This window comes from Rhizobium oryziradicis (assembly GCF_001939045.1).
In the GTDB taxonomy this organism is placed as follows: domain Bacteria; phylum Pseudomonadota; class Alphaproteobacteria; order Rhizobiales; family Rhizobiaceae; genus Allorhizobium; species Allorhizobium oryziradicis.
In genome coordinates this window covers 350,357-365,589 of sequence record NZ_MKIM01000024.1, presented here as the reverse complement: position 1 = coordinate 365,589, position 15,233 = coordinate 350,357, and the positions used below count along the sequence as shown (strand labels likewise).

The 15,233-nt window shown below is 55.8% G+C and carries 9 protein-coding genes; 5 read left to right on the top strand and 4 right to left on the bottom strand.

Features of this window, described 5'->3' with window-relative positions:
- The first annotated feature begins 337 nt into the window (after nucleotides 1–337).
- The 3 genes from BJF95_RS07240 (at nucleotide 338) to BJF95_RS07230 (ending at nucleotide 6,386) form a co-directional block, all read left to right on the top strand.
- Nucleotides 338–550: a hypothetical protein gene (locus BJF95_RS07240; protein ID WP_075638743.1), complete on the top strand. Its 213-nt coding sequence runs from the start codon at nucleotides 338–340 to the stop codon at nucleotides 548–550.
- Nucleotides 547–2,985: an AAA family ATPase gene (locus BJF95_RS07235; protein ID WP_075638742.1), complete on the top strand. Its 2,439-nt coding sequence runs from the start codon at nucleotides 547–549 to the stop codon at nucleotides 2,983–2,985. The genes BJF95_RS07240 and BJF95_RS07235 overlap by 4 nt, the downstream gene beginning before the upstream one ends.
- A 530-nt stretch (nucleotides 2,986–3,515) precedes the next feature.
- Nucleotides 3,516–6,386, top strand: a complete 2,871-nt coding sequence (locus BJF95_RS07230) for a UvrD-helicase domain-containing protein (protein ID WP_245297257.1) — start codon at nucleotides 3,516–3,518, stop codon at nucleotides 6,384–6,386.
- A gap of 58 nt (nucleotides 6,387–6,444) precedes the next feature.
- Here the strand turns inward: BJF95_RS07230 and BJF95_RS07225 are convergent, their stop codons facing one another.
- Genes BJF95_RS07225 through BJF95_RS07210 form a run of 4 tightly spaced genes read right to left on the bottom strand, consistent with a single transcriptional unit; the run spans nucleotide 6,445 to nucleotide 13,919 of the window.
- Nucleotides 6,445–9,546, bottom strand: a complete 3,102-nt coding sequence (locus tag BJF95_RS07225) for a DEAD/DEAH box helicase (RefSeq protein WP_075638740.1) — start codon at nucleotides 9,544–9,546, stop codon at nucleotides 6,445–6,447.
- Nucleotides 9,547–9,557: 11 nt separating this feature from the next.
- Nucleotides 9,558–10,898: an EH signature domain-containing protein gene (locus tag BJF95_RS07220; protein ID WP_083638726.1), complete on the bottom strand. Its 1,341-nt coding sequence runs from the start codon at nucleotides 10,896–10,898 to the stop codon at nucleotides 9,558–9,560.
- Nucleotides 10,882–11,823 carry an OmpA/MotB family protein gene (locus tag BJF95_RS07215; RefSeq protein WP_245297265.1) on the bottom strand — a complete coding sequence of 314 codons (942 nt, stop codon included), beginning with the start codon at nucleotides 11,821–11,823 and terminating at the stop codon, nucleotides 10,882–10,884. The genes BJF95_RS07220 and BJF95_RS07215 overlap by 17 nt, the downstream gene beginning before the upstream one ends.
- Before the next feature lie 59 nt (nucleotides 11,824–11,882).
- Complete coding sequence (locus tag BJF95_RS07210) at nucleotides 11,883–13,919, bottom strand: hypothetical protein (RefSeq protein WP_083638725.1); 2,037 nt, start codon at nucleotides 13,917–13,919, stop codon at nucleotides 11,883–11,885.
- A gap of 343 nt (nucleotides 13,920–14,262) precedes the next feature.
- Between BJF95_RS07210 and BJF95_RS07205 the strand changes: the two genes are divergently transcribed.
- Both BJF95_RS07205 and BJF95_RS07200 read left to right on the top strand, forming a co-directional pair.
- The gene (locus BJF95_RS07205; protein WP_245297256.1) at nucleotides 14,263–14,451 is read left to right on the top strand and encodes a type I restriction-modification system subunit M N-terminal domain-containing protein; all 189 of its coding nucleotides are present in this window, start codon (nucleotides 14,263–14,265) and stop codon (nucleotides 14,449–14,451) included.
- Nucleotides 14,448–15,191, top strand: a complete 744-nt coding sequence (locus tag BJF95_RS07200; RefSeq protein WP_075638738.1) for a DUF6615 family protein — start codon at nucleotides 14,448–14,450, stop codon at nucleotides 15,189–15,191. The genes BJF95_RS07205 and BJF95_RS07200 overlap by 4 nt, the downstream gene beginning before the upstream one ends.
- The last annotated feature ends 42 nt before the right edge of the window (nucleotides 15,192–15,233 follow it).

Genomic DNA, 15,233 nt, shown 5'->3' with positions numbered 1-15,233 from the left:
CTCAAGTCGGACGTTCGACGCCAACGCAGGCGATCCCAAAAGCTGCCGTTCGCACTATCTCTATAGGTCTCGGACGTTATGAGATTGGGGCACAATCCGTATCAGCATCTTGTGAGGCATCCATTTGCCGCCAGGTCAGCGTCGTCAGATGTTACAACATATGATCGGCCTGAGAAGCCGGCAGCGGCTGGGACGATGATTTGTACATGAACAGCTTTGAGTACGAACCGATGCCGGAGCGCGTAGCCTTGGAGGTTCGATGGTCTTCGTCATGCGCGCAGATTAGATAGCTTTCCCGCGCAATCGCGCGTAACATGATCGGGGGGAGTCATACGCTATGATAGACACGTCGAGCGAAGGATCAGAGGGAACGGCACAGGCTGGTGCCATCCCAATCGTTCATCAGGTATTTGGTTCGTTTGCCGACGCACTTGCGCTACAGCCGGAACGAACGGCCGTTGCTGAACGGCTGCGCAAGGCACTTATCACTGATGGCGCGCGGACCGAAACGACCCTGCGGGCGGCCCTTTTCGAAGGTGGCGACGCGTGATCAAGATCGGGCTGCTTACCATCAATGATTTCAGGGGCATTCGCTCGATTACGCTCGATCTAAATACGAACAACTTCGCGGTCTGCGGTCCAAACGGGAGCGGCAAGAGCGGCGTCGTTGACGCGATCGAATTCTTGCTCACCGGGGACATTTCGCGCTTGGCGGGCAAAGGTACAGGCGGGCTTTCCGTAAACGAACATGGTCCGCACGTTGACAGCACGCCCGAGCATGCCTGCGTCGAGGCCCAGGTCATTATCACCGCGACGGGAAAGACCGCAACGATCCGCCGAACGGTCAAACATCCCAAGGTGCCGACCGTCACGCCTGAAGATCCGACCGTCCGGGCAGCGTTGGCGGAGCTTGCCGCCCACCCTGAATTTGTCCTCTCGCGCCGAGAGATCATCAAGTTCGTTCTGGCCGAGCCAAGCGCCCGCTCACAGCTTGTCCAAGCCCTCCTTCGCCTCGATGAACTCAATACAGTTCGCGCTCTTCTGACGAAGATCGCCAATGCCGAAATACGCGATGAAAAGGCGGCTCTCCGCAACGCTGCTGATGCTGCATCCGAATTAGCATTGGCCCTCGGGATCCCGAAGATCAGTTTGGCACTATTGCTCGTTGCTGTAAACACGCGCCGGACTGCGCTTGGATTGGACTCGTTGGTCGAGCTCAGTGCTACGACGTCCGTGCGCGAGGGCCTCCAATCCACGACCAGTGACACTTCGGTGGCCGTCAACAAGACGCTGATGCTGACCGAACTCAAGTCCGCTCGCGAGCGTCGCGATGGGCTCGCGACCAAGGCGTTTACCGACTTCCTCGAAACTGCCAGCATCAAGATTGGCGCGCTCGAAGCCGATGTCAGTCTGCTCCAGGGTGCCAATCGAGAGAATATGCTGCGGGCCGCGCTGGCACTCTATGATGACGAATGTCCGGTTTGTGGCACCGATTTTGAACTGGCTGAGTTCCAGACCATCGTGACTGCGAAACTGACGGCCTTGTCGATAGCTACGATGAAGCGCCAGGAACTTGAGAACACGCTGGATCCGATCGCCGACGCTCTCGATCAGGCAGCATCAGCCTTCAAAGCCGCAGCAAAATGGGCAAGCGCCGGGAAGACGCCCATTATTGTCGAGAAGCTCCTCGCCGCAGCTCAAAGCAAGGCGAGCGCCGCAGCGACACTTCGGAAATTATTGCCGATCGATGCCACCAAAGACGCGCTTGCTGTCGCCGGCGAACTCGCGGGCCTGGCCGATGAGATCGCTGCACTCGATGCCGTTGCGGCCCTTCTTCCTGACCCGTCCACACAGGATGCTGCCCGCGAATATCTCGTCATCGCGCAGAGCAAGCTGGATAGCTGGCGCAAATTCCGCAAAGCCGAGGTTACTGCAAAAGCGCGCGCCGAACTCGCGTCCGCCGCAAGTTCCACGTTTGGCGATGCCGTTACATCCGGCCTCGAGACAATCTTCGACGCGGTCAAGGCGCGCTTCGGAGAACTCTATCGAGCAATCAACCACGATGACGAGGGCGCGTTTGCGGCCCAGTTCAAACAAGATCCGGGACGGCTCGCGCTCGATGTAGACTTCTATGGTCGCGGTTTTTTCCCACCGGGTGCCTATCACAGCGAAGGCCATCAGGATGGGATGGGCTTGTGTCTATATCTGGCCCTTACCGACCATCTTCTTGGTAAGAAATTCTCGATCGCGGTCCTCGATGACGTGTTGATGTCCGTCGATGCCGGCCATCGCCGCGAATTCTCGCGCCTCCTGAAGGCAGAATTTCCGCACACCCAGTTCGTTCTTACGACTCATGATCCAATCTGGCTTAAACACATGGCGAGTGAAGGGTTGATCGGCCAAAAAGCGAGCGCTCGCTTCCGCAAATGGGATGTGGATCATGGCCCGGCAGAATGGGATACCAAAAACGTCTGGGCGGAAATCGACAGCTATCTGTCTCTCGATGACGTGCCAGCGGCCGCTGGGGCGCTTCGCCGCTATCTCGAATATCTCGGGGAGGAGGTGTGTCACCGGTTACGGGCGCGGGTCGAGTTCCGAGCGGATGCTCAATTCATGCTTGGTGACACGCTGCCACACGGCATCGCCGCGCTCGGCGATGCTTACAAGAAGGGTCGGGTAGCGGCGGGGAAGTGGAACAAGGCCGAGTTGGTCGAAGAAATCAAAGTGCTCGAAGCGGCTTTCGTGGATGCTAGAACCGCCACGAACGTCGATCAGTGGCAGGTGAACACGGCCGTCCATTACAATGCTTGGGCGGCACTCTCGAAATCGGACTTCATGCCCGTCGTAAATGGGTACCGCGCATTGGTGTCGATCTTCCACTGCGGGGATTGCGGCAGTCTGTTGCGGGTCTCACCCGAGCGCGGGCCGAAAGAGGCCGTCCGCTGCACCTGTGGTACGGTCTTCATTAGCCTTGTCGAACCATGAGACCTGGGTCCGGCGGCACCGCGATGGTGAGGGACAGTACCGGACGCTTCGGCCTGACTCGCTGAGTGTTGCCGAGAGGTCGCCGGACGAAAAATCAAACCTTATTCGACATCCGTCGCGTGTCTGCTTCTCAAGCCTCGCCACTGAAATGCCGCCAGTCGGCTTACGGCCCCAAATATGGCCCCGTCATCTATCGGCCAATGAACGTCTCGATGCCCCAGTTACCGCCCTATCGGCTGAAGCCTAGGGCTCAATATTCTTGGACAGGTTCTCTTTCAGAACATCGAGGCAAGCCGATCTAGCAGCAGCATTGTACGGAAATAATTTCCGGTGGATCGAATGCTTCTTAATAGTGCGTCTCCCGGCAGGAAATTGTGGAAGCGAATTGCATTCCATGTGTGCTCTGCGCGTCCCGCTGCTAAAGTGCACATCAGAATAGATCATGGATAGGTAAGGCCAATGTTTTGAATCGATTGCAGCAGCGCCACTTGCTCGGCTTACTCGCGAACCCACTCGGGAATAGCGCCCGCGTGTTCGAGCTCTCCGGAACGAACGTGCTCATAACGAAACGCGGCCAGATATCGACTATTTCGCTTGAGGATTTGGCCTCACCTCCGTCCGTCGAGAAGGGAATATTTGGAGCCACGGCCATTTTGTCGATGTCTGGCAGACGGGAAATCCTACTGCGCGGCGCGCGGTTTGCGGATGCGCGCCTGTTCTCTGACACGGTCAAATCGGCATGGATCGACTTCAACTTGCAAGCATTGGAGCGCGAAGCGGACCGCTTGGCCGTACTCCATTCCGAAATTCTCAACTTGGCACGACCGACCGCTTATCCCGCTGCCTGCGTAATCACGCCGGTCCTTAATGATGCACTGGCCCTGGAGGCCTCACTTCTTTCTAAGCTGAACCCGGACGCCATCGGTCCAGAGGCGGCGGCCTGCGTGGAGCGCATCAGAAATTTCGCGTTAAATCCGAAGGCGATACGGTCGGCCGCCATTGCAACATATGTCACGACCGAGCTTGAGCGGTGGAAGGATTTCTTCGATACGATCGAGAGCAAGCCGCTCACGGCTGAACAGCGGCTTTCGGTTGTCGTTGACGAAGACGCGACACTTGTCCTCGCGGGCGCTGGCTCCGGCAAGACGAGTGTCATCACCGCGAAGGCCGCTTATCTCGTCAAGGCCGAAATTCGCAAGCCTGACGAGATTCTGTTGCTGGCCTTCGCCAAAAATGCAGCCGCTGAGATGTCGGAAAGAGTCGAGGCTCGCTCCGGTGTGCCGATCGTGGCGCGGACCTTCCACGCGCTCGCCTATGACATCATAGGCTTGGTCGAAGGTAGCAAGCCAGCGCTTGCCGACCACGCGACGGATGATCTGGCCTTCATAAACCTGATTAAACAGATCCTGAAGGATCTCGTCCAGACGCTTACCGAGGTGTCGAGAGGGATCATTCAGTGGTTTGCCCATTTCCTCGTAGAGCCAAAGACCGAATGGGACTTCACATCGAAGCACGCCTACTACAGCCATCTGGAAAAGCAGGATCTGCGCACCCTTCAGGGCGAGAAGGTTAAAAGCTACGAGGAACTGCAAATTGCCAATTGGCTCTACGAGAACGGCATCGAATACGAATACGAACCCGACTACGAGCACAAGATCAAAGCAACCGGACGCCGTGACTATTGTCCGGACTTTCGCCTGACCGAAAGTGGCGTCTATATCGAGCACTTTGGCGTCCGTCGTCAGAAACTGCCCGATGGCACCGAGCGTTTGATGACGGCGCCCTTCGTGGACCGCGACGAATACCTGGCCGGTATGGAGTGGAAGCGCAAGGTTCACGCCGAGCACGAGACGACTCTGGTTGAAACCTACAGTTATGAGCAGCAGGAAGGGCGATTGCTGGCCAGCCTGGAGGCAAAGCTGGCACCCCATGTGACGCTGAAGCCGCTCCCTGCCGACATGATTTTCGATCGCGTCATTGAGCTGAAGCAGGTCGACACTTTCTCGCAACTGCTCGGGACATTTTTGCGCAAGTTCAAGAGCGGTGGCTACAGTCTGGCCGACTGTGACGCCAAGTCCGAACGCATGAAGCTTGGCAAGCGTAGCGATGCCTTCCTGGCGGTCTTCGCGCCCGTCTTCGCCGAGTATCAGAAACGGCTAGGCGGCCGGATCGACTTTGAGGACATGATCTTGCGGGCAGCGCACTACGCCGAGACGGGCCGATATGTGAGCCCGTTCCGCCATATTCTGGTCGACGAGTTTCAGGACATTTCCCAGAGCCGCGCCCGGCTGGTGAAGGCGTTGAAAGGCCAAAATCCGAACGCACGTCTTTTTGCCGTTGGCGACGACTGGCAGTCGATCTTCCGCTTCGCCGGATCGGACATCCACTTGATGCGCTACTTCGGTTCGGAGTTCGGCGGCATTTTCGCCGGTGAAAGCGGTGTGCACAGAGCAGTTGATCTTGGTCGGACCTTCCGGTCTGTGGATCAGATTGCATTCGCGGCCAGAACCTTCGTGCTAAAGAACCCGGCCCAGATTGCCAAACAGATCGTGCCCGCCGGGACGACAACCGAACCTGCCATCAAGATCCGGATGGTGGCGAAGGATGAGGACCAGAGAGCGCTGGGTGATGTACTCCATGAAATATCCGCCAAGATTGATCCTGCCCAAACAGTAGCGGTGTTGCTGTTGGGGCGGTACCGTTTCCTTGAACCTGATATGCGAGATCTCCAGCGCCGTTATCCCCGATTACGCATCGCGTACAAGACAATCCACGCTTCAAAGGGGCTCGAAGCCGATCACGTCATTCTGTTAAATGTCGACAGCGGCCGAACAGGCTTTCCCTCTGAGACCGTAGATGACCCGCTGCTCAGCCTCGTGTCGCCGGAAGCCGAGGCATTCGAAAATGCGGAAGAACGGCGCGTCATGTATGTTGCAATGACGCGCGCCCGGCACACGCTGACAATGATGGCGTCAAAGTCGCGCCCTTCGTCATTCATCACCGAGCTGATTAATGATCCAGCCTACGCCGTTGCGGGTGCAGCGGAAGGTGAGGCGCGACCCCATGAATGCGGCGAATGCGGTGGACGGCTGCTCGACGTGCGCGGCCAGGATGGGCGCATCCGGTATCGATGCGAGCATGTCCAACATTGTGGAAACCTGCTGCCGGCTTGTCCATCCTGCGGCGCAGGCCTGCCGCGTCATGCTGACGGAACAGCGAGTCTTACATGTCGTTGCAGCACCACATTCCCGACATGTCCGGACTGCAAGGATGGCTGGCTGACTGAACGGTCTGGACGTTATGGAGCGTTCCTAAGCTGTGTTCGATATCCCGTCTGCTCGGGAAAGGCTAAAATTACCACAGTGTCCAGTGGCCCTAGATTGATGAACTTAAAGCGATAGCTTCACAAGCGGACGCGGAGTCTGCTTGCGCTCACCTTGTTTTTTACAATTCATGTCTTCAAGGCAATCTCAGCGATCCGTCAGTATCGGCGATAGGCAGTTCGATTTGATCTCGCGCAAACATCATTTTCATCGCGATAGCTAAGGCATCGCCATCTGCTCGGCCTGCATCAGCCGCGATCAATCGTTGCAGTTCCCCAACATCGTCTTGGGTGTCACCCATCGGCCAAAGTGCCGAGCTTGCCAAGCGACGCTTACGAGTCATCAAGCTCTGGAGCAGGCAGTCGAAGGAAAACTCCTTGTAGCCAGGATGGACCGCTAGAGGAAGATGCACGGACACAGGCTTGGTTTGGCCCAAGCGGTGCACACGGTCATTGCATTGCTCTTCAACCGCCGGGTTCCACCAACGTGAAAGATGGATGACATGGGTAGCTGCAGTTAGCGTAAGCCCGGTACCCGCAGCCCTCGGTCCCAGCACCAGCAAATCGAAACCACCGTCGACTTTCAAATGTTGTTGAAATCGATTTACAATTTCTTGTCGCTTGTGAATGGCCGTCTCCCCGTTGATCAGGTCGACACTGGATAAGCCGAACTCCGCCTTGACCAGTTCGATAAAACGATACTGCATCTGCCGATGCTCGATGAATACTAAGGCCCTCTCGCGGCGCGCATTTACAGATCGCAGAACCTCGATCGCAGCCCGTAGTCGAGCTGACGCGTCAATGAAATCCGTATCGCTCGTATTCATATCCATTGCTGGATGCACGGAGACGCTGCGAATATGGTGCAGCATTTTTAGCTGCGCCCCAAGGCCGCCTGCCGCCAGTTTCACCCGTGCGTCGTCGTAGACGGTTGCCTGCATGGGCGGCATAAGACGTGGATGAAGCCTGCGAACTTTTTCAGGTAAATCCCTCGCTACAGTGTCTTTCACGCGCCTCATTGCAAGCGGTGGCTTTCCTTCACTTTTCGAAAATGTTCTCGCGTAGAGGTCGGCCATATTTTCAGCGTCAGGCTGAGAGTATTTCGACCTGAATTCCTTGAGGCTACCGAGAGATCCTGCGGCCAGTTGATCCATGATCGCCCAAAGATCGACAGTCGTGTTCTCAATAGGCGTCCCCGTCAGACCAATTCGAAAATCAGCATTGATCGACCTTGCACCGACCGCGCGGAGGCTAACGGGATTTTTGATCGCTTGAATTTCATCAAAGACCGCCGCAGAAAACCGAATTCGCGCCAGCGAATGTTGATAATTTGTCAGCGTTGTATATGTGGTCAGAACCCAAAAGCGGTGCGCACGGTCCTCCTTTATCGCATCTTGAAGAAAATCGAGATCGAGCTTGGCGCTGCCGTCATCGATATCCTTCCCTTTTGCACCCGGAATCTTCCGGCCAGACATGTTTCCCCCGTAGAGGCGAATTACATGGCCAAGACCTGGGTCATGCATGTGAAGTCTGACTTCCTGCTCCCAGTTTTCCAGGAGTGAGGTCGGTGCAACCACGAGTACGGGACCGCGTACGGCACTCCCTGGATTATCCATGTGCTCTCTTAGCCATGCGAGAAAAGAGATTGTCTGCAACGTCTTGCCAAGGCCTTGCTCGTCTGCATTCAGAATGCCTGGCAGGCCCGATTGCCAAGCTTCCACCTGCCACCGGAAGCTGTCGCCTTGATAACCTTTAAGTTCTGTCCGGATCGATTTCGGAATAGCTGCCACAATGGAAGCAGAGCGCGGTTCTAGTTTCGCGTGCCAGTTAAGATCCGCAAAATTAAGCTCAGTTTCGAGAACGATCGGCCCTCGGAGCGGTTCCTGTAGTATCAGATCTTCCGTCTCCAGATGTTCCCGCTCAGCGATTTTTTCGTTGAGTAAAGCCACCATCTCGGGACGGGCAGGCAGTTGAAGATCCTCGTGATTTACGACCTCTACCTGTTGCTGAACTGCGCTCGCAACGTCGTCCCGTAGTTTTACAAGTCGCTCAACGCCAAGAGGAGAAAGTGCTTCTTGCAGCCTTCGACTAAATTCTTCAGGAAGCCAGGTCGTACCGGTAGACGCATCCATATCGAGTGCCATTTTCTGATAAGCTACGATTCCGGTAACGCGGTCTGAAAACTCCCTTGTCTCGATAAACAACGGCTCTGCAACGGTCTCGATTGCTTCCTGTTCAGCAACCGCCGTCAACCCCTCCAGTTTACCGCTTTCTCGAAGGCTACTTTCCACGGCTTGCGTAATCAACGCTTGCGGATTTTGGATGAACGCCTTTCGCTCTGCCGCAGGTGCATGCTGCATCCTTGCCATGACAGAAAGTGCCGGTGTCGCTGCATTGTCGATGACCAGATAGCTACCAGGAGACAATCTATACGCTGCGAGTGAACCGCGGTCACGAACACGGTTCTGAAAGGTCCGCAGTTCCTGTCCAGCCAGTTCACCCATGCTTTCCGTGGCGACTGCTAGATCGGTGTCCACACCTTCTTCAGCCAGTCGTTTGCCGGAGAAGGGAACAATGTCAAATTTGTCGTCATCCAGAGGTGAAATCGAGAACGCATCTGCAAGCCGCACCTCGAGGCCGCTGAGAAAGTCCGTCAGCGACGCCCTAGCTGCCTGACTAGCACCCTGCGTCGAGGCGATACCTGGGTCTAGTGCTCGTCGAAACTTGGCCAGCGCCTCCCAGTCGGTTGCATCGCCTTGGCCGGGGTTATAGCCATCTGCCACCTCGAGCGCTTCCAACATCCAAAGAGGAACGCGATAGTTTTTGGCTCCAAGTGAAAGGATTGCCCCCGTACGTCTTGGGAAAATCTTCTGTCCGTCGCGTATCCATTCGTAGCGGAGCCGGAAATTGGAGGACCCCACGATGCCTTCAGCATCCGTACGCAAAATGAAGTCGACCAGCAGTGGCAAACCAAGGATCTTGGCAGCTCCACTATCTAAGTCAGCCGCCAAGCGATGAGCCATTTCAATACTGTTGTCTGTGATTGTCAGCGCCTCACCACTCGCATCGGCTTTAGCTCGCAAATCGGCGATCGCGAATGCAATGTCTCGCTCTCTCGACGTCAGAGCGTTTAGGTCTGGCTCTCTGGGTTTGCCAAGCAGTCGCGACAGCAGTCCCGGCGCGTCTCCCTTGGCAACCAGCGTGATGGTGTTCACATCATAGGAAAAGTCGAAGTGCATAGCTTAACCCCTCAGATATGTTCCAAGACCCACCCTTCCCAGCCGGACTGATGCGCCTTTACATGGGTGGTTGGTGGAGGCGGCATCGTCCGCCATTCCGGGATGAGCCGAATATCCTCGCAGTCATAGCTAAACTGGTAGAGCTTCGGGCACTTTGGATGAGAATGATCGAAAACATGGACTTTGTAATTATGAGAACCTTCGATGACGATCTTCCGACCAATCTGAAGGATCAGCAGTGAGGTATTCGAACGCGTTCCACCCGCAATTTGGTGGCCATAGCCAGGGCGAGCATTACCCCTTGAGCCCGCAGTTTTCCTCTTGGCTTCCTCTGCTCCCCTCGGACTAAAAGCTACCCAAGCGGCGTCGATCCGGCCCTGACGATGAAGGCCGAGCCAGAATTTCTTTCGCGGCGCCCACATATGGTTGTCTTCGACAGCAGAAACGACGTCCAGGAAGAAGCGGATATTTTCGCCGGTCAGCCAGCGCATGATTACGTTCAGCGCGGGTTCCGACAAGCCATTCCACGCAATGCCACGCGAGACGCGTGGATCGCCGTACAGCGAAATGAGATTCTCTGTCAGATAGGTAAGGTCATCCGCCGCGGGTGCCTGATTGACCCAATGTCCGAGGAGAGCTTCGATTGCCTCAGCGGCTCCCGCGGTCTTTGTCTCGTGTCCATCAGGCTTCAGCCACGACAGGAGCCGCTCCATCTCACCTCTGAACTTTAGACCCGGCCGTATCAGATTAACGAATGCGAGATGGGCGTGCGCCAGCAACCCAGCGTCATGGGGTTTACGGAGCCCTACGCGGTTCAACTCCGTCCAAGGATCATCCATGTCATACATCAATTTGCCGAGAGCCTCGTGTGCCTGATCTGCGTCCAGGATTTCGGGGATCGCGGCAATCAACTGTGCCCAGCGCGGACCTAAGCGTTCAACTGAGACAGTTAACGCCTTGGCAAGCTCTCGGGTATGATCAGCACCCGAAACATATGTCGAAAGATAGACAGAGAACATGGCATTGAGAAAGCTGGGCCGTGTTGAAATTTTACATTCGTCGAAATAGAACTGGCGCAACCCCGCAAGATCCGACCTGCTCCGCCTTTCCTCATCAAAAAGTGCCCTAGCAGCCGACGTCACGAGATACATTTTCACGCCGGCCCAGTCGTCCTTTTCACAGCACGCCTGCATCTCACGCACCAGCTTTTCCCGATCGCTTTCCGGTGGGTTCTTCACGGTGTCTGGCCAACGGGAGAAGATCCGGTCTGTTGTCGACACGAGCCGATTCAGCGCCGGCAAGGCGGTCATCTCGAAATGGGCAAAGCCCGACATCTTATCTGAGAGGCTCATTTGGGCCTCCTTCGTACTGCCCGTTTTGCAACGCCGTTCTAATTTTACTGATCTCTTCAGACCTGCTCGGCGTAAACATAATGATCCTAAGATCAACACGGCGATTTGTGTCGCGCCCGTCTTTGGTCGAGTTATCGGCGACAGGGCGCATCTGACCGTATCCCGATACCGAAAGCACAGGTTGCTTCCGGAGGTTCTGAAAATCGATGAGTCTCGGTTCACTGTCAGTCATCGCAATAAAGGTCGTATTCGCTCTGTTGGTCGATAACGTCAGGTTACTATTGGCATTGCCGGTACTGTCTGTGTGGCCTTCGATCTGTAAGGCTTCGATAACAACCCCTCCCGAATTGCATGCGAGATCCCACTGGGTGAGTTTGCCAAGGGTGTAGCACGGCAGAATGTTGCCGAGCCTCGTGGCAACACTCGTAACAATTTGTTTTCGATCGGCTCGAAGCTGGGAGGATCCTGTGTCGAAGAGACCGTCTCCCTGAAATCGCAGAGCGTCCGATTGCTCACTCAACTCAACTTTCAGGTCGGGAAAATCGATCTTGAGCTGATCGCGCAAACGTTCCAGGATCTGCTTGCGAACCTGCGCGGCGCTGGCGAGATAGGCTTCGAGCGGATCAGCGACCTCCAGCTTGCGCCTAAGCTCTTCAATCTCGCGCTTGAGCCTGTCGATGTCTTTCGCTTGCTCTCTATTTTGAGCTTGTTGGGTCTCAAGGAGCATTTCAAGCTCCCGTATCCGAGCGTCCTTGATGCCTATCTGCTCTTGCAGCTTAACCACCATTTCCTCTGCGACGGTGCGCAGTTGACGTTCCGCTTCAAGCTCTTTTCTCGGCACGGTGTCGGTGTCGCTGTATTGACTGGCGAAAAATGCAAGCAATAGGATGACGATGAAGAGAAAGCTGACTGTCATGTCGGTCATCGACACGAAAACGCTCTCCTCCTCCTCCTCATGGTTCGACTTTCGAACTCCCCCGCGCATCAGCTTTTCCGCGATTGAGGCGAGAAGTCTTCCATTTGAGCGACAATGTTGCTCATCTGATCAATCGCAGGGCTCAATCGTTCTTGTATTTCGCGGACATGGGAAGACATTCCATTGACCGCATTGGCCACCTGGTTCGTGTAGGTCTCGAATGCGGCTCCGAGCTTTTCGTCCATATCATCCAGACGATCGCCTTGTCCTTTAAGGCGCTCGAGTGTTGACGTAACTCCGATTAGAGCCGCTTCAATTGCTCGCGCCTCGCCACCTAGGATCTCCTGGGCACTTGCCAGAGCGTTCGCCGCCGACCGAGCTGTGGTGTCGGCAGACTTTGTTACAGTGTCAACGGCGTTCTGTGTGCTGTCAGAGAGCTGACGCAGTGACGTATCCATTCGCTCTACAATTGAACGGACCGGGCTCGCTGCCGCAACCAGTTCGTTGGAGGCTCCGCGGAAATTGCTCGCGGCGTCCGACGTCGCCTCCGCGCCGGCGCGAACGCCTTCAGACAAGCGGCGGAGTTCTGTACTACCCTGCTGAAGTTGACCGACCATTTCGCCAAGCTGCTCGGCTATTCCCACTAAAGGGGACATCAGATCCTGCGCAGCCTTTTGAGAGATGTCGGCGGCAACGCGGCCGATTTCCGAACTGGTGCGAGCAAATGCGTCGGCGACGCCCTGGCCTGCCGTCCCAATGAAGCCGCTTGCCTCCACACTGGCCGCCTCCATTCTGGCTTGAGCCACCTCGGAGCCGCTTCTGCTTGCCGCCTCAATCTCCTCACGGAAGATGCCTGCCGATTTTCGCATATCCTCGGCGGCAGCGGACATTGCACGGGCGCCTTCGCCGGTATTGTCTCGAATGCCCTCCAATGTCTCGTTCATCACAGAAAGGAGTTGCTCCGCCCCTTTGGCAAATACGCCGCCCGTGCTCTCGGCCGTGGAAGACATCGCCTTACGAAGCTCGTCGACAGACAGGGCGACACGTGCAACCGCAGTTTCCATTTCCGATCCCATCCGGCCGGAACTGTTGTCCATCCGGTCGGCGAGTTGCCCAATTTTGTCACCCGCATCCGAAATGCGCCGAGCGGCCTCCGAAAGTGCGATCCCGACCTTGTCGGTCAATTGAGATGACAGGCCGGAGACCATGTCGCCAACACCTTCGGCACCCATCTTGCCAACACGCTCCACCAGTGGTGCCATTGCCTCGCTGATCGAGCTTGAGATCGCAGCAGGAAGCTCTTCTCGCAGCGGTCGGCCAATCTCGGCGACAAGTTCCATGCCGATCAAGCGGAAATGTTCCCGCTGCTCGCGTGTCGCCCGCAGTTGCTCAGTGGCAAGTTCTTCCAGGCTGATATAGGTGAGCTTGCTTTCTATTGTTCTGCAAAGCGCGTGTATTTGCCGGTCCACCCGACCGTAGCAGGCGCGAAAAACGAGCGTAAATGCGATTGAGCAGAAGAGGCCGGTCAACGACATGATGAATTTGGCTGAAGCAATTTTCAGCAGTTCCTGCATTTGCAGTGCTCCGATCTCAGCACCGTGCGACATGCCATCGAGCGCGGAAATCAGACCAAGAAAGGTGAAGAACAATCCGCCCGTAACGAAGAGTCCAGGCACGATGCGCCATGCCCCAGGGGCGAAACCCAAATCCTCTGCATTCATGAAGGTGGACGGACGAACGGCGTTGCGGAGAACGATGACATCATCTTCGTCATGGGCAACGAATGTTTCTCTGTATTCGCCCCAAGCTGTCGCTAGAGCCAGTCTGGAGCGCGAGTTTTTCGCGCCCTCGTGAATGCTGTCGGACAGTTCTTCAATCTCTTGGCTGAAATCCCGCTTGCTGACCTTCGCCCTGATCAGCGCATTGAGCCAATGCACGGCACGCGCTTGCCGAGAGGCGCCGTTCCAGTAGACCGCGACGACCAACACCAAAACGAGAACAATCCCGAGCGCCACCATTCCTGGCACCCATTCCTCTTTCAACATACCCGCAAAATAGAGCACGATATCACGGACAATAATGCCAACCGAATGCAGCGGACCCAAAAGAGTGCTCCCCAAATGCCCTTACAAATAACCCCACAGTAGTGGCTATAGGAGGTTGCCGCGCTAGGGAAGGTCCTTCGACGCTTTAGTCCACGAAAAGGTCTGATCAAATTCGACTTTTCTCGAAATGGCACTTTGGAGAAAAGTCAACGCGTCCAGAGGGGTGGCCGTAACGCTTTCGCGGCACCGGAAATTATTTCCGTCTTTGAGACGCTTGCTTGTTTGACAACCGCCGTCAGCCACTCCTGGCGCGCTGCGATCATCCGATAGTTGAAATCCAACTTTACAACCGCCGTTTCACCATCCTACTGTCGCCCCAAAATGATTTGGGGAGACTGCCCTCTTGGCAAAAGACAACAACGGCGACATGAACTTTACGGCCGAGCTTTTCAAGGCTGCCGACAAGTTGCGCGGCAATCTGGAGCCTTCGGAATACAAGCATGTGGCGCTTGGCCTCATCTTCCTGAAATACATCTCCGATGCCTTCGAGGGTCTATCCGAGGCTGAGGGATTGACGGAGGCCGCACAGTGAAGCCCCCAGCTAAATCTCTATGCAAAACTTTTCTGGAGCTTGGTGATGCCGTCTCCAGAAACCTGCATCTAGCGTATGGATCTGCCATTTCTTACGGCGAAGAAACCATCACGGAAAGCACGCTGCTGGAGATCTGGCGTCGCCACTCTAAGATAGTGAAGATCCGAACGTTCACAAAACGACAAGAGGCACGCAACGGTGCCGACTGGGAGTGGCACCTGATAGGCCGCAAATATACGCTGAAGATGCGGGTGCAAGCAAAACGCTTACCTAAGAATACACTGCAGTTTCCAGGGCTGTTTACCTACAAGGCGAAGTCGGCTCCACATCCGCAGGTCGATATGCTGATCGCAGAAGCTAAGCGTGACCGACTGCTGCCTATCCTGTGTTTTTACTCAAAGGAGAGCGCGAAATCGCGTTGGCGAAAGTCTGCCATGCCGTCCCCTTACGAGGCGGGTTGCTTGATTGGTCCTGCCCGCAAAATCCAGAGGCACGGCTATCAAGATCTTGCGTCGTTGGAAGCGCGATGCGTGCCCTGGCATTTCCTGGTTTGCTCCCAGCAAGGCCGAAGTCTATTTTTTCCGAGTGTAGGGAAACTGAATGGTCGGACGCAGATACGTAACGGAGAGATTCCTTCCTACATCGTTCCAACCGATGGATATTTGTTTCGGCCCATTCGAGAGCCAGAGGGCGAACACGGACCGATAGGATTGGTGACAATAGATTGTCGCGATCTATGAAAATAGAACTGCAGGACCGAATTTTGATGAAGGATCAAGTTG